This window comes from Alcanivorax borkumensis SK2, from assembly GCF_000009365.1.
Taxonomy (GTDB): Bacteria; Pseudomonadota; Gammaproteobacteria; order Pseudomonadales; family Alcanivoracaceae; genus Alcanivorax; species Alcanivorax borkumensis.
This window is the reverse complement of sequence record NC_008260.1, coordinates 452,606-470,501: the sequence shown is the minus strand read 5'-3', so window position 1 is coordinate 470,501 and position 17,896 is coordinate 452,606. Positions and strand designations below refer to the sequence as shown.

The following is a 17,896-nucleotide window of genomic DNA, read 5'->3' as shown; positions in this document are numbered from 1 at the left end:
CGTCATTCAGAACGGAATATCGTCGTCAAAGTCATCCGCTGGGCCGCTGAAACCACCGCCCTGATTGGTGTTTTGGTTCTGTGCTGGCTGGCCACTACCGGCTCCAGGCTGACCATCATTACCGTAGCCACCCTGATTGCCTTGAGGGGCAGCGGACTGGGAATAACCACCCTGACCACCACCATCACCACGGCCATCTAACATCTGCATCTCGTTGGCCACAATCTCGGTAGTATAACGGTCTTGACCATCCTGCCCTTGCCATTTGCGGGTACGGATAGAGCCTTCAATGTAAACTTTGGAGCCCTTTTTCAGATACTCACCGGCAATCTCGCCTAGTTTGTTGAAGAGCACCACCCGATGCCACTCAGTGCGTTCCTGCATTTGGCCGCTCTGGCGGTCTTTCCAGCTCTCGCTGGTGGCCAAGCGCACATTCGTGACCGCGCCACCGCTGGGCATAAAGCGGGTTTCCGGATCCGCACCCAGATTACCGATCAAAATTACCTTATTAACGCCGCGCGCCATGTTTCTCTCCGTGACTTCTTATGGTCTAGCTACTGTCTGAAATCCTACCATCATTGATGGACGACAAATTCGTGAAGCCGTCCATTGTGTCAGCTTTGCCCGGTCCCCGCGACACCCTGTAACTGCTGCTCGTCCAACAGACTGGAGTCCACTTTCAGCAAGGCCAGTGCTTGCTCTTCCACGACCACTGTTTCCACCACCCCGGGGACAGAACTCAGTCGCTCAGCCAAAGCAGCCCAATCATTCCCAGGGGCCAATGACAGCACCCGATTATCCAGCCGGGGCAACTCTTTCATTCCTACCAGCACCAGCAACCAGATCAGAGCCAACACACCACAGCTGTAAAAGACCGCTTCTGCCCCAACCCATTGATAAAGGGCTCCGCCCATCTGTCCGCCGACAAAGACGCCCAGGAACTGACTGGTTGAGTACACCCCCATAGCCGTTCCCCGCGTACCCGCCGGCGCCGCGCGCCCGACTAAAGAGGGCAGCAAGGCCTCTAGTAGATTAAAAGCGGTAAAGAAAACCAATAATGCCAAAACGAAATGCCACAATTGCGCCCCAGCTAACGCCAACACCAGCTGAGAGAGCGCCAGCAACACCACCGCCAATCGCTTCATGGGAACCGCCCCTCGGCGCTCCGCGCGGATAATTAATGGCACCATAGCCACAAACCCAGCCACCAGAACCGCCAGATACAGCAGGCTGTGACTTTGCAATGTCAGCCCCAATCGATCGCTGAGCAACGCCGGCACCACCACAAAAGATGCGGTCATAATCAAGTGCAGGCTGAAAATACCCACATCAAAACGCAGCAAGGTCTTGCTACCCAACACCCGACGGAACCGTTCTGACACAGGCAGCGCCTCACCCTGCAAGGCTTTTGGCGCCGGCACCACAAACGCCACCAGCAAAGCGAAACCACCCAACACTGACGTCATCCAGAATAGGCCAGACAAACCTAGCCACCCAGCCAGCAAGGGCCCCAAAATCAGTGCAAGAACAAAAGAGCCGCCCACCGACATACCAATCAAAGCCATAGCCCGGGTGCGATGCTTTTCAGTCACAACATCCCCAATCAGTGCCATAATGACACTGGCAATCGCCCCTGCGCCTTGCAAAGCACGCCCGGCAATGACCCCGTAAATGTGGTCACTCATCGCGGCTACCGCGCCGCCAGCAATAAACAGCAATAGGCCGATAAGCAATAGCGGCCGGCGCCCAAAGCGATCCGACAACATACCAAAAGGGATCTGTAACAATGCCTGCATCAAGCCGTAGGCACCAATAGCAGTACCAATTAATAGCGGTGAAGCCCCTTCAAGAGCTTGCCCGTAAACGGCAAAAATAGGCAGAATCATGAACAGACCGAACATTCGCAACGCAAAAATCGTTGCCAGATAGCCAGTGGCCTTCAGTTCTGTCCGTTGCAGAGCATGGGAAGATGATGCCGTCATGAACCGTTATCGCTCCTAACCCGGAGAGGTCCGGACGCCGCAACGAATGGCTACCGCAGACCTGACCGATACAAAAGGGCACGCAGTGTAGCAGATTCCGGCTCCATCAGAACCCGAGCGACGCCCTCACTGCAGGCAACTTTTAATCGTGAAAACCGCAAAACTCCAATGCTTCAAATTGAACCCCCGTCAAAGCGGTGATAAATTGACAGGCTGATCAGTTTTTTTTCTTAGGTTTTAAGCCTAAGCAATCACGGACGAGAGCAATGAATAGCCAAGAACATATCCAACAAGTTTACGTAGTAGGCAGCCAACAACTGCAAAACGCCCTGCTTACCGAATTCCTCGTCAAGAAAGACATGGCAGCCAAAAGTATTCCCACTGCCCTGGATATTACCATTGATGCCCTGCGCGAAAACGGTCAGAACCTATTCCTGGTGGACTACCACTCCGTAGACGTTAACGAAGTCATCGCCCACCTACTAGAAGCAGACCAAGAAGTGGAGAGCGATGTCTTGATCGCGGTTTTCAACGTTGACAGCGATGAGTCACTCTCCAAGCTCGCCGGGCTTCCCATGGTCAACGGCGGCTTCCAGCACGACTGTCCCCAGGCCCTTCTAAGCAAAGGCCTCAAGGCAATTCTCGATGGTGAACTATGGTTCCCTCGCGCCGTGCTGCAAACCTACCTAATGAAAAGCCGCACTTTCAACAAGACGTTTTCACGCAGCGAGGTCAGCCTAACCGACCGGGAAGTTGAGGTGCTGAAGGTGATGGCCACAGGCGCAAAGAACTCCGACATCGCCTGCAGCCTGAACCTGAGCCCACACACCATCAAGACCCACATCTACAATATTTTCAAGAAAATCAACGCCTCCAACAGACTACAAGCGGTGAACTGGGCCCAGGAAAACCTATAGTCACCCAAGTCTCACCATGCATGATGCCAGACACCAGCTTTTCACGTTCTGCGGCTGGCATCATGCGCCCGGCGTCCCTTATACTGCCCTGTTCATTTTGACAGTAGTCTGAAACGGGCGTTTTACTCTATGGATACCATCGTAGTACGCGGTGCACGCACCCATAATCTGAAGAACGTGGACCTGGATATTCCCCGGGACAAACTGGTGGTTATTACCGGTCTGTCAGGCTCCGGCAAATCTTCCCTCGCCTTCGACACCCTTTACGCAGAAGGGCAGCGCCGATATGTGGAGTCACTATCCACCTACGCCCGCCAGTTTCTATCAATGATGGAAAAGCCCGATGTAGATCACATCGAGGGGCTGAGTCCAGCGATTTCCATTGAACAAAAGTCTACTAGTCATAACCCTCGCTCCACTGTGGGCACCATTACCGAAATCTACGACTACCTGCGTCTACTCTTCGCCCGAGTTGGAGAGCCCCGCTGCCCCGAACATGGCGCCCCGCTAGCCGCGCAGACCATCAGCCAGATGGTAGACCAAGTACTGGCCATGGAAGAAGGCAGCAAACTCATGCTGCTGGCTCCAGTAATCCGCGAAAAGAAGGGTGAACACGCCCATCTATTCGAAGAGCTACGCGCCCAAGGCTTTATCAGGGCTCGCATTGATGGCCGCATCTACGACATGGATGATACGCCGGACCTAGACAAAAACAAAAAGCACACTATCGAAGTGGTGGTGGATCGCTTCAAAGTCCGCAGCGACCTACAGAACCGGCTGGCAGAGTCATTCGAGACGGCGCTAAATCTGGCCGACAATATCGCCGTAATAGCCCCCATGGAAGGGGAAGGGGAAGAAACCACATTCTCTGCCAAATTCGCCTGCCCTACCTGTGGTTACTCGATCCCCGAACTAGAACCGCGCCTGTTTTCCTTCAATAACCCAGCTGGTGCCTGCCCCAGTTGCGATGGCCTGGGCATAAAACAGTTCTTCGATGAAGGCAAAGTGATCAACTCCGATGAACTTTCTCTTTCCGAAGGCGCCATCCGCGGCTGGGACCGCCGCAACGTTTATTACTTCCAGATGCTCAACTCGCTGTCCCAGAGCATTGGTTTCGACATGGATACGGCGTTTAAAGATCTCCCCAAAGAGATCCGCAGCAAGGTGCTGCATGGTACTGGTAAGGAAAGTATCGAATTCCGCTACCTAAACGACCGTGGTGACATCATCAAACGCAACCATCCATTCGAAGGGATCATCCCGAACATGGAGCGCCGCTACCGGGAAACCGAATCTGATGCAGTTAGAGAAGATTTGCTCGGCTACATGTCCACCTCTAGTTGCCCAAGCTGCAACGGCTCACGCCTTCGTGAAGCTGCCCGTCATGTTTTCATTGAGCAAACCACTCTCCCCGAAGTGGTTCGACTTCCCGTTGGTAAAGCCCATGCCTATTTTAGCAACCTGAAATTGCCCGGCAGCCGTGGCGAAATCGCCGGCAAAATCCTCAAGGAAATTAGTGACCGGCTGCAATTTCTGGTCAATGTAGGACTGGAATACCTAACCCTTGAACGCAGCGCAGAGACCCTGTCCGGCGGCGAAGCTCAACGTATTCGCCTCGCAAGCCAAATAGGCGCGGGTCTAGTGGGTGTCATGTATGTACTGGACGAACCCTCAATCGGTTTGCACCAGCGCGACAACGAGCGCCTGCTCAATACTCTGACTCGACTTCGCGACTTGGGTAATAGCGTACTGGTTGTAGAGCACGATGAAGACGCCATCCGACTGGCCGACCACGTTATTGATATTGGCCCAGGAGCGGGCGTTCACGGTGGCAAGGTCATCGCCCAAGGCAGCGCCCAAGATGTAGCCGACAACCCAGATTCATTAACTGGCGATTACCTATCCGGCCGCAAAAAAATAGCGGTCCCCACTCAACACCGTCCACACAATGATGACCGATGGTTAACCTTGCTCGGAGCCACAGGGAACAACCTCAAAGGCCAGCCATTGAACATTCCCGTAGGCTTACTGACCTGTATCACCGGCGTATCGGGCTCCGGAAAGTCCACGTTGATCAACGGCACGCTCTACCCCCTGGCCGCGACCAAACTCAATAAGGCTACAACTCTGACGCCATCCCCTCACGAATCCATTGAAGGGCTTGAGCATTTCGACAAGGTGGTGGATATCGATCAAAGTCCCATCGGTCGCACCCCGCGCTCCAACCCGGCCACCTACACCGGTATTTTCACCCCGGTGCGGGAATTGTTCGCGGGCACCCAGGAAGCACGCGCCCGCGGCTACAAGCCAGGGCGCTTCAGCTTCAATGTTAAAGGGGGACGCTGTGAAGCCTGTCAGGGCGACGGGGTTATCAAAGTCGAGATGCACTTCCTCCCAGATATCTATGTTCCATGCGAAGTCTGCAATGGCCAGCGCTATAATCGGGAAACGTTGGAGATCACCTACAAGGGTAAGAACATTTTCGAGGTGCTGGATCTGACCATTGAAGATGCTCGCGAATTTTTCGATGCCGTACCTTCGCTGGCACGCAAACTCCAGACCCTCATAGATGTGGGCCTCAGCTATGTAAAACTCGGCCAGGCAGCAACCACACTATCCGGTGGCGAAGCCCAGCGGGTCAAACTGGCCAAGGAATTGTCACGCAGGGATACCGGCAACACCCTGTACATCCTCGATGAGCCTACCACCGGCCTGCACTTCCATGACATCCAGCTCCTGCTGGACGTGCTCAATCGCCTGGCCGACCACGGCAACTCCGTGGTGGTGATCGAACACAACCTGGATGTAATCAAGACCGCTGACTGGATCGTGGATCTGGGGCCCGAGGGCGGTGACGGTGGCGGTGAGATCATCGCCGAAGGCACTCCAGAAGAGGTCGCCAAGGTTAAAGGCAGCCATACTGGGCGCTTTCTCAAACCCATGCTGAAATAATGCAGCGGGTCTGGTACCGGCATAGCAGACGACGGGGCGGCAAGGACGCCAAGCCCCTATCCGCCTCTTTCTTAAAGGGCACCGCGAGAGTTACGCCGTGACGAATAGCACATTCCCACGCCCTGTCACGCAGCCGCAGCCTGCCCCTCACCAGCCCGTCATATTTCGCCTGCAGACTCCCCCCAATCACCATCATTGAGGCGAGTCATGAAACGGATTAACGCATTGAAAGGCTGCATCGCAGCACTGGCCATGGGCGCTGCCGCTACAGCCTGTGCCGCTCAGACACCGGATCACAACACCCCACCAGGTGACGCCAATCGCACAGCCCCTCAGCACGCCACGGCTCATAGCAGTAGCGTATCGCTCGGCCCTCGCCCCTATTACTTGGTCTCTGATATGGATGCCGGGCCAGTCAAAGAGGCCCTACAGGCCTGCGCCGCGGAGCACCGCCCGCAGCGACGGACCGACTTTTCCATCGGCCACCGCGGTGCGCCGCTGCAATTCCCGGAGCACACCGAAGAATCCTACCGTGCAGCAGCACGTATGGGCGCAGGCATTGTGGAATGTGACGTTACCTTTACCAAAGACCGGGAGCTGGTTTGCCGTCACTCACAGTGCGACCTCCATACCACTACCAACATCCTGGAAACCGAGCTGGCCAACCAGTGCAGCGAACCGTTCAGCCCGTTTGATGGCACACACGCCGCCAGTGCGAAATGCTGTACCAGTGACATCACTCTGGCCCAGTTCAAAACCCTGAAAGGGAAGATGGATGGCGCCAACCCTCAAGCCACCACCGTAGACGAGTACCTGAATGGCACCCCCGACTGGCGCACCGAGCTCTACCGCCAACGCGGCACCCTGCTCAGCCACCAGGAAAGCATCGCCCTGTTCCGCCAGCTGGGAGTCAAAATGACCCCGGAACTGAAGGCCCCTCAAGTACCCATGCCCTATCAGGGTGATTACAGCCAGCAGGACTATGCACGGCAAATGATCCGTGACTACCAAGAGGCAGGCGTAAGCCCCCACCGCGTCTATCCACAATCATTCAACCTAGAGGATGTACGCTATTGGTTATCGGCCACACCAGCCTTTGGCCGCCAGGCGGTTTACCTAGACGGCCGCGACAGCAACGGACTCGACCCGCAAAACCCCGGCACCTGGCAACCCGACATGGCAACGCTGAAAGGCTACGGGGTCAACATCATCGCCCCGCCGTTATGGATGCTGGTTACCACAGATGCCCAGAACCGCATCATCCCAAGCGTCTATGCCCGCTCCGCACAACAGGCCGGCGTAAATATGATTGCCTGGTCCCTGGAACGCTCCGGACTATTGGCCAACGGTGGCGGCTGGTACTACCAAAGCATCCCTTCAGCCACCAATAACGACGGCGATGTCCTGACGCTACTGGATGTACTGGCCCGCCAAGTCGGCGTCATCGGTGTCTTTTCCGACTGGCCCGCCACCACCACCTTTTATGCCAACTGCCTGCGACAACACAACACCCCATCCCGCGCACGACAATAGCGCAGCCACACCGCTATTTACCCCGCCCGCCCTGTGGCTGTGCATTATCGCCACCAGGCGGGCTGAATTGATGGCACGTTTTCTGCTTTGTACCAAGCTATATACAGGCCGAGGAGTACGAGCATGGAATCCACCCTAGACCACCGTTGGCTGATGCAGTACAACATCGTTAATCTGGTCAACCAGTGCCGCCGCTTAATTCGCGCTGAATTTGATGAAAATCTTTCACTCACCGATCCGGAACTACGAATCAAACTGGCCCATTTTGCAGGCTACACCCGCTCACAAGGGCTTCAGCGTTTGTACGGTGAGGTTCGGCTCGCATTACTCAACCTGGAAGGTGCTGACCCACGGCCCCAGCGGTCAGCTCACCCTTCAGCCCGCCTCTATCGCGGGCAAAAAGTGATCAGCCCAAGGTCAGGTAACTCAGCCGCGAAGACACACCCGCGTCCTGAACAAAAAGCAATAATGTATCGAGGTAGAACCACCGCACAAAACTAACAGGGTGATTTACGGGGAAAGCCCAAAGGTGCTCAAATCCAGCGGCAGGCTGTCACCCAACCACATAACCAGTTCTGTATGATCCCGCAGGTCATCGCCGCTAAGGCCATGCACAAACACCGTGAGCCCATTTCGGCTGGCCATCAACCAGGGAATCACCTCTCCAACAAGACGCCGGGGGAGAGTCAACTGGCAGCTCCAGCATGGATGTGGGCCCACCGGTTTTCGGTGCATATGCCCCATGGGAATCGAAAAACGCTGGTGGGCCGCCTGGCAGAGCGCCGCAGCCTGGGAAAAGGTGTGCTCGTCGAAATAGACGTGAGCATGGAAGCCGTTGATCGCCATATGCTATGCCCGTTGATTACATCACCAGCATAGCCCATGGATTCGCACATGCAACAGGCATAAAAAAACCGGGCATCGCCCGGTTTTTTTAGAACAATTAACGCTTACTCTTCGTCAGCGTCAACCAGTTCAGGACGGTCAACAAGCTCAACATAGGCCATCGGTGCGTTATCGCCCGCACGGAAACCCATCTTAAGAATGCGGATGTAGCCACCCGGACGCTCTTGGTAACGAGGCCCCAGTTCGTTGAAAAGCTTACCAACCATTTCCTTAGAACGGGTACGGTCGAAAGCTAAACGACGGTTTGCAACTGAGTCTTCCTTGGCCAAAGTGATCAGCGGCTCAGCCACACGACGGAGCTCTTTAGCCTTCGGCAAAGTGGTCTTGATCGCTTCGTGCTCCAGCAGAGACACAGCCATGTTACGGAACATCGCCTGACGATGAGAGCTGTTCCGGTTCAGTTTTCTGCCGCTTTTGCGATGACGCATGATTCTGTTCCTATGTTCAGGGGCGCTTCACAGCGTCCACAACAACTAATTAGCGCAACTTGGCGTTCAACCGGTCATCGTCGCGAAGGCTGACCGGTGGCCAGTTCTCCAGACGCATACCCAGTGAAAGCCCTTTAGAGGCCAGCACATCTTTAATCTCGGTCAGCGACTTCTTACCCAAGTTCGGGGTTTTCAGCAGCTCGACCTCGGTACGCTGTACCAGATCACCGATGTAGTAGATGTTTTCCGCTTTCAAACAGTTAGCGGAGCGAACCGTTAGCTCAAGATCATCAACCGGGCGTAGCAAGATAGGATCGATCTCCTCACGTTCTTGCTTCGGCTCAGGCTTGGCATCCTGTTCCAAATCTACAAACACCGCAATTTGCTGCTGCAGAATTGTTGCTGCACGACGAATCGCTTCTTCTGGCTCAATGGTTCCGTCTGTTTCCAGATCAATGACCAGCTTGTCCAAATCAGTACGCTGCTCAACGCGTGCCGCTTCGACCACATACGCGACACGACGAACTGGGCTGTAACTGGCATCCAGCTGCAGACGGCCAATTCCGCGGGTTTCGTCATCTTCAGACTGACGGGAATCCGCTGCGACATAACCGCGTCCTTTCTGTACTTTCAGCTTCACACGCAGTTCGGTGTCGCCAGTAATCGTACAGATCAGGTGATCCGGGTTAACAATCTCAACGCTGTGATCACGCTGGATATCATTCGCGGTAACGACACCAGGACCTTTCTTGACCAGCTCAAGGGTCGTTTCTTCGCTATCTTCCATTTTTAAGGCAACGCCTTTGAGGTTAAGAAGAATATTGATCACATCTTCTTGCACCCCTTCAATGGAAGAGTATTCATGCTGCACACCGTCGATTTCCACCTCGGTGATCGCACAGCCAGGCATGCTGGAGATCAAGATGCGGCGCAGCGCAGTCCCCAGGGTGTGCCCAAAACCACGCTCCAGCGGTTCCAGAACCACTTTAGCGTGAGTCTGGTTGATCGCGTTGACCGCGATCGAGCGGGGCGTGAGAAAGTCGTTCACGGCGGTCATAGAGATCCCTCAGGCAGTCCTTACTTGGAGTACAGCTCGACGATCAGATTTTCGTTGATCTCGGCAGGCAGGTCGATACGCTCAGGCTTAGCCTTGTAGGTACCTTCCAGCTTCTTATCATCAACTTCAATCCACGGCATAAAGCCACGCTGCTGAGCGAGCTCCATGGCGTTTTTCACGCGCAGCTGGTTCTTGGACTTCTCACGAACGTTGATCTGATCGCCAGGCTTAACCTGGTAAGAAGCAACATTCACGGACTGACCGTTAACCAGAATGGCACGATGGCTAACCAGTTGACGCGCTTCGGAACGAGTAGAGCCAAAGCCCATACGGTAAACCACGTTATCCAGACGCCCTTCCAAAAGCTGCAGCAGAACTTCGCCTGTAGCACCTTTGGAGGCAGCGGCTTTTTTATAGTAGCTACGGAACTGTTTTTCTAACACACCATAGGTACGACGAACTTTTTGCTTCTCGCGCAGCTGCACGCCGTAGTCAGACAACCGTGCTGGGCGGCGGCCGCTCGCACCAGCAGCCTGACCAGGAGCCTGGTCAGCTTTACACTTGGATTCCAGAGGGCGAATACCACTCTTCAGGAACAAATCAGTGCCTTCTCGACGGGAAAGCTTGCACTTGGGACCGATGTATCTTGCCATCTTGCTCTAACTCCCGTTACACGCGACGCTTTTTAGGCGGACGGCAACCGTTATGGGGAATCGGCGTTACGTCCTCAATATGGGTGATCTTGTAACCGCAGCCATTCAGGGCACGAATAGAAGATTCACGACCCGGACCTGGGCCTTTCACCCGCACTTCAAGATTTTTCAGACCGTAGTCCTTCGCTGCGTTACCCGCGTTCTCAGCCGCCACCTGGGCAGCAAACGGGGTACTTTTACGGGAACCACGGAAACCAGCACCACCAGAAGTCGCCCAAGACAACGCATTGCCCTGACGATCAGTGATTGTGATGATGGTGTTATTGAAGGAAGCGTGCACGTGGGCGATACCGTCTGCAACGGTACGCGTTACCTTCTTACGACGTGCGCCACTATCTTTCTTTGACTTAGCCATAATGCCTATCCAAATCCAGCCGCTGTCTAATTCAGCTTATTTGCGAATCGGTTTACGCGGACCTTTACGGGTACGCGCATTGGTCTTGGTACGCTGACCGCGAAGCGGCAAGCCGCGACGATGGCGAATACCACGGTAACAACCGAGGTCCATCAGACGCTTGATGTTCATGTTGATTTCCCGGCGCAGGTCACCTTCGGTAGAGAACTTGGCAACCTCGCCACGAATGGCGTCAAGTTGCTCACCGGTCAGCTCGCGAACTTTCGCGGTCTGCTCAATACCGGTCGTTGCACAGATAGATTCTGCACGGGTACGACCGATCCCGAAGATGTAGGTGAGAGAAATCACCGTGTGCTTATTTTCCGGGATGTTAACGCCTGCAATACGGGCCATCCGAATATCTCCGATTCACAAAACGGGTGGCGCCAGGCTCATAGGCGCCGAAAGGCGGCAGAGTCTAGCGCTACGCCGACTGAATTTCAACCAAACACTTAAAAGAAGACTAAAACCTTAACCTTGGCGCTGCTTGTGCCGGGGTTCGGCACTGCAGATTACCATGACACGCCCCTTACGACGGATCACTTTGCAGTTACGGCAGATCTTCTTTACAGAAGCCTGAACTTTCATCGCACTCGCCTCGTTCGTTAACGCACCAGACCGGTGCCACCATACCCTTTCAGGTTGGATTTCTTCATCAACTTCTCGTACTGGGTGGACGTCAGGTGCGAATTAACCTGTGACCAGAAGTCCATTACCACAACCACGACGATCAGCAAAGAGGTACCACCCAAGTAGAAGGGCACATTGGCAACAGCTTGCAGACCCAGCGGCAGTAAGCACACCAGCGTCATGTATACCGCACCGATCAGAGTCAAACGGCCCATCACTGTGTCGATATAGCGAGCGGACTGCTCGCCCGGGCGAATGCCCGGAATATAAGCGCCGGATTTCTTCAGGTTGTCAGCGACATCCTTCGGATTAAACACCAGCGCTGTATAAAAGTAGCAAAAGAATACAATTGCCAAGGTAAACAGCAAAATATACAGCGGCGTACCCGGCAGCAGAGCTTCACTCACATTGCGCAATGCCTGACCCCACCAAGAATCCGGATTGGAGTCACTGAACCACTGGGTCAATGACGCCGGAAACAATAGTATTGAGCTGGCAAAAATCGCAGGAATAACGCCTGCCATGTTCACTTTCAGCGGCAGATGACTCTGCTGCGCCGCATACACTCGACGGCCTTGTTGGCGACGTGCGTAATTTACGGTAATACGACGCTGTCCACGTTCCACATAGACCACACCGAAAATCACGGCCATGGCAACCAGGAACACAAACAACATCATGATCAGGCTCAGATCTCCGGTTCGCGCAGACTCAAAGGTCTGTGCTACCGCACCAGGCAGGCCTGACACAATAGAGGCGAAAATCAGCATGGAAATACCGTTGCCGATACCGCGCTCTGTAATTTGTTCACCCAGCCACATCAGGAAAACGGTACCAGTAACCAATGTGCTGACAGCAACAAAATAGAAGCTGGCAAGCTGCATAGTGCTGGCCGTCTCCGGCAGCAGTGTAATGCCTTGGCTATTGAGACCGGCAACCATGCCAAAAGACTGGATCGCCCCCAAAACCACCGTTAGGTAACGTGTGTATTGGGTTATTTTACGCCGCCCCTGTTCACCTTCTTTGCGAAGCTGTTCTAGGGTTGGTACCACAGCAGTCATCAGCTGAATAACAATGCTAGCCGTGATATAGGGCATAATGCCCAACGCAAAAATACTCATGCGCTCCAGTGAGCCACCAGAGAACATGTTAAACAGGCCAAGAATGGTGTCCCGGTTGTTGTTGAACATCTGTTGCAACGCTTCCGGGTTCATGCCCGGGACCGGGATATGCGCCCCGACCCTGAACACCACCAAGGCGCCCAACAGAAAACCGATACGCCGCCAGAGTTCACGCATTGCGTTACCGTCTGCTTTGGGCGCACCACCATTTAGTGTTTGAGCGCGATTCTTCGCCATAAAGCGCAGCCTTACTCTTCGACTTTACCGCCAGCTTTTTCAACCGCTTCACGGGCGCCTTTAGTAAGGGCAACACCACGAACGGTCACTGCGCGATCGATTTCACCTTGCAGAACAATCTTAGCGCGCTTCATGTCACGACGAACAATGTTGGCTGCTTTCAAAGAAGCCAGATCGATCACGTCACCTTCCACTTTCGCTAGTTCAGCTAGACGGACCTCAGCGGTACCCATTGCCAATTTGGACGTGAAACCGAACTTCGGCACACGACGCTGCAGCGGCATTTGACCACCTTCGAAACCGGGCTTTACAGAACCACCGGAGCGAGACTTCTGACCTTTATGACCACGGCCACCAGTCTTACCCAAGCCGGAACCGATACCGCGACCTACGCGCTTACCTTCCGGACGGGAACCTTCAGCGGGATGCAAATCATTAAGACGCATCACTTATTCTCCCTCTACCTGCACCAGGTACGACACCTTGTTAATCATGCCGCGCACTGACGGGGTATCTTCAACTTCAACGGTGTGGCCAATGCGGCGCAGACCGAGACCACGCACACAAGCCCTATGCTTTTCAAGCCGGCCGTTGGTGCTCTTAACCAGCTTTACCTTGATCTTTTCAGCCATCGTATCGATTCCGCTTATCTGCGCTTAGTTCAGAATCTCATCAACAGACTTGCCACGCTTGGCAGCCACAGATTCCGGAGAAGCCATGGATTTCAGACCATTGAAGGTAGCCCGAACCACGTTTACCGGGTTTGTGGAGCCGTAGCATTTGGCCAGTACGTTCTGAACGCCTGCGACTTCCAGTACGGCGCGCATAGCACCGCCGGCAATCACACCGGTACCTTCATCGGCCGGCTGCATGTACACCTTAGAGGCACCATGACGGGCCTTCATTGGGTGCTGGATGGTGGTGCCATTCAGCTCCACCTGAATCATGTTGCGGCGGGCAGCTTCTAAGGCTTTCTGGATAGCAGCAGGCACTTCACGCGCCTTACCACGACCAAAGCCAACTTTACCCTTGCCGTCACCCACTACAGTCAACGCGGTAAAACCAAAAATCCGGCCGCCTTTTACTACTTTAGCAACCCGGTTTACCTGAACCAGTTTTTCCTGCAGACCTTCGTTGGGATCAACCTTCGCCATAACCAAGCACCCTTAGAATTCAAGCCCGTTTTCACGCGCGGCATCAGCCAGCGCCTTTACGCGACCGTGATATTTAAAACCAGAACGGTCAAAGGCTACGCGCTCAATGCCCGCTTCTTTAGCACGCTGAGCGATGATCTGACCAACTTTGGTCGCTGCATCAGCGTTGCCGGTAGCGTCAGCACGCAAATCTTTCTCCACTGTGCTGGCAGAAGCCAACACCTGGTCGCCTGCCGCAGAGATTACCTGCGCATAAATATGACGCGGGGTACGATGTACGCAAAGGCGAACTTCACCCAACTCGCGAATCTTCAGACGAGTGCGTTTGGCCCTGCGTAGACGTGCAACTTTTTTGTCTTTCATGGCATCAATCTCGACGATTATTTCTTCTTGGCTTCCTTACGGCGCACTTGCTCATCAGCATAGCGCACCCCTTTGCCCTTGTAAGGCTCAGGCGGACGGAAGGCCCGAACATTGGCAGCAACTTGACCTACCAGTTGCTTATCAATGCCTTTAATGACAATTTCTGTCTGGCTCGGAGTTTCAACGGTAATCCCTTCTGGCAATTGGTAAGCCACCGGATGGGAGAAACCGAGGGTCAGGTTAAGAACCTTGCCCTGAGCCTGCGCGCGGTAACCAACACCCAAGAGTTGAAGCTTACGCTCAAACCCATCGGCAACGCCGGTTACCATGTTATTCAGCAGAGCACGCGTGGTTCCAGCTAACGCCCAGCCCTTCTGAGAGTCGTCGTGGGGTTTAACCGACACCACGCCATCTTCCAAGGACACTGCTACCAGCTCGTGAACTTCATGCTCCAGGCTGCCTTTGCCACCTTTTACAGCGACTTTTTGGCCATCGATTTTAACCTCGACGCCTTTAGGCAGATTTACCGGACTTTTTGCTACTCTAGACATTGCTGCACCTAACCTGTCTACGCCGCTTCTGTTAGGACACTTCGCAGATCAGCTCGCCACCAATATTGGCTTTGCGCGCTGCGCGGTCAGAAATAATGCCCTGATTAGTGGATACGATCATAACACCAAGGCCATCTTTAACCTTGGGGATCTCACCCGCGGACTTATAAACCCGCAGACCAGGACGGCTTACCCGTGCAATCTTCTCGATCACCGGACTGCCTTCGTAATATTTAAGCTCAACCGTCATTACCGGTTTTTTATCGCCAGTTACTTCGTAACCTGCGATGTAGCCCTCGTCCTTCAGTACTTTGGCAACAGCTTCCTTTGCTTTTGAAGCAGGAATCTCTACCTGTACTTTCTTGGCCATCTGGGCGTTACGGATACGTGTAAACATATCCGCCAGGGTATCTTGCATGCTCATGCCGCAATCGCTCCGCTACCTAAACTCTTGGCTTATTACCAGCTGGCTTTAACCAGACCTGGAACGTCACCGCGCATCGCTGCTTCACGCAGCTTGATCCGGCTAAGGCCGAATTTGCGGTAGTAACCGTGCGGACGACCGGTCAGACGACAGCGATTACGCTGACGAACCGGAGAAGAATCGCGCGGCAATTTTTGCAGCTGAAGCTGAGCATCCCACTTCGCTTCAGGTTCTGCATTGGGATCCTGGATGATCGCCTTAAGCGCTGAGCGCTTGGCGGCAAAACGCTGAACCAGCTTTGTGCGTTTTGCTTCCCGGTTTTTCATGGATTCTTTAGCCATGATAAATCCTCTTAGCCCTTCAGCGGGAAGTTGAAGGCGCGCAGCAGCGCCCGTGCTTCGTCATCAGTCTTGGCTGTAGTGGTAATCGTAATATCCATACCACGCAGCTTATCGACCTTGTCGAAATCGATTTCCGGGAACACGATCTGCTCACGCAGACCCATGGAGAAGTTGCCCCGGCCATCGAAGGATTTCGGATTCAAACCACGGAAGTCACGAATACGTGGAATGGCAACAGAAACCAGACGCTCAAGGAATTCATACATTCTCTGATTGCGCATGGTCACCTTGCAGCCAATCGGCCAACCTTCACGGATCTTGAAGCCTGCAACAGACTTCCGCGCGTTGGTTACCAGCGGCTTCTGACCAGAAATGGCCGTCATATCCGACAAAGCACCTTCCATCGCTTTACGATCCGCAGAAGCTTCACCAACACCCATATTAAGGGTGATCTTGGTGATCTTCGGCACTTCCATGATGTTACCGAGACCAAGCTCTTCTTTCAGCTTGGGCGCGATTTCGTCTTGATAAATCTTTTTCAGATCACTCATGGGTCACCTAACCTACAGCGCTTCGCCGTTGGACTTGAAGAAGCGAACTTTTTTGCCGTCTTCAAACCGGAAGCCCACACGATCCGCTTTCTGCGTCTTGGGATTCCAGATGGCAACGTTGGAAGCGTTTAGCGATGCTTCCTGTTCTACGATGCCGCCTTGAGTACCACGGTTAGGATTGGCTTTAACATGCTTCTTGACCATGTTAACGCCAGCAACGATGAGGCGACCATTGTCCAGAACTTGCTGAACAGAGCCACGCTTACCTTTGTCCTTTCCCGCAATTACGATGATTTCGTCATCACGCTTAATCTTGAGCATTACCTTCACCCGCCTTTACAGAACTTCAGGTGCCAGGGAAATGATCTTCATAAATTGCTCAGTACGCAGCTCGCGCGTTACTGGGCCGAAGATCCGAGTACCAACCGGTGCTTTGTTGTTGTTCAACAACACGGCGGCATTTTCATCAAAACGAATCAAAGATCCGTCAGGACGACGTACACCTTTACGGGTACGAACAACCACAGCGGTCATCACGTCGCCTTTCTTGACACGGCCGCGAGGAATCGCTTCCTTTACTGTGACCTTGATGATGTCACCAATGCCTGCATAGCGGCGGTGAGAACCACCCAGCACTTTGATGCACTGTACTCGACGGGCGCCACTGTTATCAGCAACCTCGAGCATGCTTTCGGTCTGAATCATCGCTTAATCTCTCCAACTCTGCCCTTACAGGCAGCCACAGCAACGGTCCGTTTAGGCCTTAGACTGTTCAACTACGTTAACCAGCATCCAAGCTTTACGCTTAGACAGCGGCCGGCACTCCTCGATGGTGACCAGGTCACCTTCACGACATTGATTTTCTTCATCATGCGCCATCAGTTTAGTGGAACGCTTGATGATCTTGCCGTAAATCGGGTGCTGAACCCGGCGCTCTACCAACACAGTGATAGTTTTGTCACCTTTATTAGAGATGACTTTGCCGGTAGCGGTCCGGCGCATTGTGTTCGCCTCTGCCATGACTAGTTACCCTGTTTCTCTCTCAGAATGGTCTTTACGCGCGCAATATTGCGGCGAACCGTCCCAAGCTCATGGGTTTTAGAAATCTGACCGGACGCGCTCTTCATACGCAGCTTGAATTGTTCCTCAAGCAGCTCGATTTGCGTCTGCTGCAGCTCCTCGACACTCTTTTCTTTCAGCTCGCTCGCTTTCATGGCTTACATCACCGTCCGAGTAACGACACGGGTGCTTACCGGCAGCTTGGCCGCGGCCAGACGGAACGCTTCACGCGCAACGTCTTCTGACACACCTTCCATTTCGTAAAGCATTTTCCCGGGTTGAATTTGAGCAACCCAGTACTCTACAGAACCTTTACCTTTACCCATCCGCACTTCAAGAGGCTTATTGGTAATCGGCTTGTCCGGAAATACCCGGATCCAAATTTTACCGCCCCGCTTGATATGGCGGGTCATTGCACGTCGGGCTGCTTCGATCTGGCGCGCAGTAATACGGCCACGACCAGTCGCCTGCAGGCCAATGGTGCCGAAAGACACCTTGCTGCCCCGCTGTGCCAGGCCACGGTTACGGCCCTTCATCACTTTCCGGAATTTGGTACGCTTCGGCTGCAACATCGTTCGTTACC

At 54.0% G+C, this 17,896-nt stretch carries 27 protein-coding genes; 4 read left to right on the top strand and 23 right to left on the bottom strand.

The features are described 5' to 3' along the window. Positions 1-6: 6 nt before the first annotated feature. Together ssb and ABO_RS02225 are read right to left on the bottom strand one after the other, a co-directional pair. Positions 7-525 carry a single-stranded DNA-binding protein gene (ssb, locus tag ABO_RS02230; RefSeq protein WP_011587716.1) on the bottom strand — a complete coding sequence of 173 codons (519 nt, stop codon included), beginning with the start codon at positions 523-525 and terminating at the stop codon, positions 7-9. A gap of 89 nt (positions 526-614) precedes the next feature. Next, the gene (locus tag ABO_RS02225; protein WP_011587715.1) at positions 615-1,982 is read right to left on the bottom strand and encodes an MFS transporter; all 1,368 of its coding nucleotides are present in this window, start codon (positions 1,980-1,982) and stop codon (positions 615-617) included. Positions 1,983-2,248: 266 nt separating this feature from the next. Between ABO_RS02225 and ABO_RS02220 the strand changes: the two genes are divergently transcribed. From ABO_RS02220 to ABO_RS02205, 4 genes are all read left to right on the top strand, one after another. Next, positions 2,249-2,899, top strand: a complete 651-nt coding sequence (locus ABO_RS02220) for a response regulator transcription factor (RefSeq protein WP_011587714.1) — start codon at positions 2,249-2,251, stop codon at positions 2,897-2,899. Positions 2,900-3,028: 129 nt separating this feature from the next. Then, positions 3,029-5,851 (top strand): excinuclease ABC subunit UvrA, encoded by a 2,823-nt coding sequence (uvrA, locus tag ABO_RS02215; RefSeq protein WP_011587713.1) that lies wholly within the window; start codon positions 3,029-3,031, stop codon positions 5,849-5,851. Between the two features lie 207 nt (positions 5,852-6,058). Further along, the gene (locus tag ABO_RS02210) at positions 6,059-7,384 is read left to right on the top strand and encodes a glycerophosphodiester phosphodiesterase family protein (protein ID WP_011587712.1); all 1,326 of its coding nucleotides are present in this window, start codon (positions 6,059-6,061) and stop codon (positions 7,382-7,384) included. A gap of 123 nt (positions 7,385-7,507) precedes the next feature. After that, positions 7,508-7,885: a hypothetical protein gene (locus ABO_RS02205; protein ID WP_035459313.1), complete on the top strand. Its 378-nt coding sequence runs from the start codon at positions 7,508-7,510 to the stop codon at positions 7,883-7,885. A gap of 9 nt (positions 7,886-7,894) precedes the next feature. Here ABO_RS02205 and ABO_RS02200 read toward each other — a convergent pair whose 3' ends face one another. From ABO_RS02200 to rplP, 21 genes are all read right to left on the bottom strand, one after another. Further along, entirely contained in the window at positions 7,895-8,230 is a 336-nt protein-coding gene (locus tag ABO_RS02200) for a DOPA 4,5-dioxygenase family protein (RefSeq protein WP_011587710.1), read from the bottom strand. A 104-nt stretch (positions 8,231-8,334) separates the two neighbouring features. Continuing rightward, complete coding sequence (gene rplQ / locus ABO_RS02195; RefSeq protein WP_011587709.1) at positions 8,335-8,718, bottom strand: 50S ribosomal protein L17; 384 nt, start codon at positions 8,716-8,718, stop codon at positions 8,335-8,337. A gap of 49 nt (positions 8,719-8,767) precedes the next feature. Further along, positions 8,768-9,775, bottom strand: a complete 1,008-nt coding sequence (locus ABO_RS02190; RefSeq protein WP_011587708.1) for a DNA-directed RNA polymerase subunit alpha — start codon at positions 9,773-9,775, stop codon at positions 8,768-8,770. 20 nt (positions 9,776-9,795) lie between these two features. Next, complete coding sequence (gene rpsD / locus ABO_RS02185; RefSeq protein WP_011587707.1) at positions 9,796-10,428, bottom strand: 30S ribosomal protein S4; 633 nt, start codon at positions 10,426-10,428, stop codon at positions 9,796-9,798. Positions 10,429-10,444: 16 nt separating this feature from the next. After that, positions 10,445-10,843 (bottom strand): 30S ribosomal protein S11, encoded by a 399-nt coding sequence (gene rpsK, locus ABO_RS02180; protein WP_011587706.1) that lies wholly within the window; start codon positions 10,841-10,843, stop codon positions 10,445-10,447. A gap of 36 nt (positions 10,844-10,879) precedes the next feature. Further along, entirely contained in the window at positions 10,880-11,236 is a 357-nt protein-coding gene (gene rpsM, locus ABO_RS02175; protein ID WP_011587705.1) for a 30S ribosomal protein S13, read from the bottom strand. A 117-nt stretch (positions 11,237-11,353) separates the two neighbouring features. Further along, positions 11,354-11,470, bottom strand: a complete 117-nt coding sequence (gene rpmJ, locus ABO_RS14200; protein WP_008928865.1) for a 50S ribosomal protein L36 — start codon at positions 11,468-11,470, stop codon at positions 11,354-11,356. Between the two features lie 17 nt (positions 11,471-11,487). Continuing rightward, on the bottom strand, positions 11,488-12,870 hold the full coding sequence (gene secY / locus ABO_RS02170) for a preprotein translocase subunit SecY (protein ID WP_011587704.1): 1,383 nt from the start codon (positions 12,868-12,870) through the stop codon (positions 11,488-11,490). 11 nt (positions 12,871-12,881) lie between these two features. Next, positions 12,882-13,316, bottom strand: coding sequence for a 50S ribosomal protein L15 (gene rplO, locus ABO_RS02165; RefSeq protein WP_011587703.1), 435 nt, complete (start codon positions 13,314-13,316; stop codon positions 12,882-12,884). Between the two features lie 3 nt (positions 13,317-13,319). Then, positions 13,320-13,502: a 50S ribosomal protein L30 gene (gene rpmD / locus ABO_RS02160; protein WP_007149547.1), complete on the bottom strand. Its 183-nt coding sequence runs from the start codon at positions 13,500-13,502 to the stop codon at positions 13,320-13,322. 24 nt (positions 13,503-13,526) lie between these two features. Continuing rightward, complete coding sequence (gene rpsE / locus ABO_RS02155; RefSeq protein WP_035459318.1) at positions 13,527-14,024, bottom strand: 30S ribosomal protein S5; 498 nt, start codon at positions 14,022-14,024, stop codon at positions 13,527-13,529. Between the two features lie 12 nt (positions 14,025-14,036). Next, complete coding sequence (gene rplR, locus ABO_RS02150) at positions 14,037-14,387, bottom strand: 50S ribosomal protein L18 (protein WP_011587701.1); 351 nt, start codon at positions 14,385-14,387, stop codon at positions 14,037-14,039. Positions 14,388-14,404: 17 nt separating this feature from the next. Further along, on the bottom strand, positions 14,405-14,938 hold the full coding sequence (gene rplF, locus ABO_RS02145) for a 50S ribosomal protein L6 (protein ID WP_011587700.1): 534 nt from the start codon (positions 14,936-14,938) through the stop codon (positions 14,405-14,407). A 31-nt stretch (positions 14,939-14,969) separates the two neighbouring features. Continuing rightward, positions 14,970-15,362 (bottom strand): 30S ribosomal protein S8, encoded by a 393-nt coding sequence (gene rpsH / locus ABO_RS02140; protein ID WP_011587699.1) that lies wholly within the window; start codon positions 15,360-15,362, stop codon positions 14,970-14,972. A 35-nt stretch (positions 15,363-15,397) separates the two neighbouring features. Further along, entirely contained in the window at positions 15,398-15,703 is a 306-nt protein-coding gene (gene rpsN / locus ABO_RS02135) for a 30S ribosomal protein S14 (protein WP_011587698.1), read from the bottom strand. A gap of 11 nt (positions 15,704-15,714) precedes the next feature. After that, complete coding sequence (gene rplE / locus ABO_RS02130; RefSeq protein ID WP_011587697.1) at positions 15,715-16,254, bottom strand: 50S ribosomal protein L5; 540 nt, start codon at positions 16,252-16,254, stop codon at positions 15,715-15,717. A 12-nt stretch (positions 16,255-16,266) separates the two neighbouring features. Then, a complete protein-coding gene (rplX, locus tag ABO_RS02125) occupies positions 16,267-16,575 on the bottom strand; it encodes a 50S ribosomal protein L24 (protein WP_011587696.1) in 309 nt (102 codons plus the stop codon). A 15-nt stretch (positions 16,576-16,590) separates the two neighbouring features. Further along, the gene (rplN, locus tag ABO_RS02120; protein WP_007151625.1) at positions 16,591-16,959 is read right to left on the bottom strand and encodes a 50S ribosomal protein L14; all 369 of its coding nucleotides are present in this window, start codon (positions 16,957-16,959) and stop codon (positions 16,591-16,593) included. Positions 16,960-17,010: 51 nt separating this feature from the next. Further along, positions 17,011-17,274, bottom strand: coding sequence for a 30S ribosomal protein S17 (gene rpsQ / locus ABO_RS02115; protein ID WP_011587695.1), 264 nt, complete (start codon positions 17,272-17,274; stop codon positions 17,011-17,013). 2 nt (positions 17,275-17,276) lie between these two features. Next, entirely contained in the window at positions 17,277-17,468 is a 192-nt protein-coding gene (rpmC, locus tag ABO_RS02110) for a 50S ribosomal protein L29 (RefSeq protein ID WP_011587694.1), read from the bottom strand. Positions 17,469-17,471: 3 nt separating this feature from the next. Next, positions 17,472-17,885: a 50S ribosomal protein L16 gene (gene rplP / locus ABO_RS02105; RefSeq protein WP_007150407.1), complete on the bottom strand. Its 414-nt coding sequence runs from the start codon at positions 17,883-17,885 to the stop codon at positions 17,472-17,474. Positions 17,886-17,896: the final 11 nt, after the last annotated feature.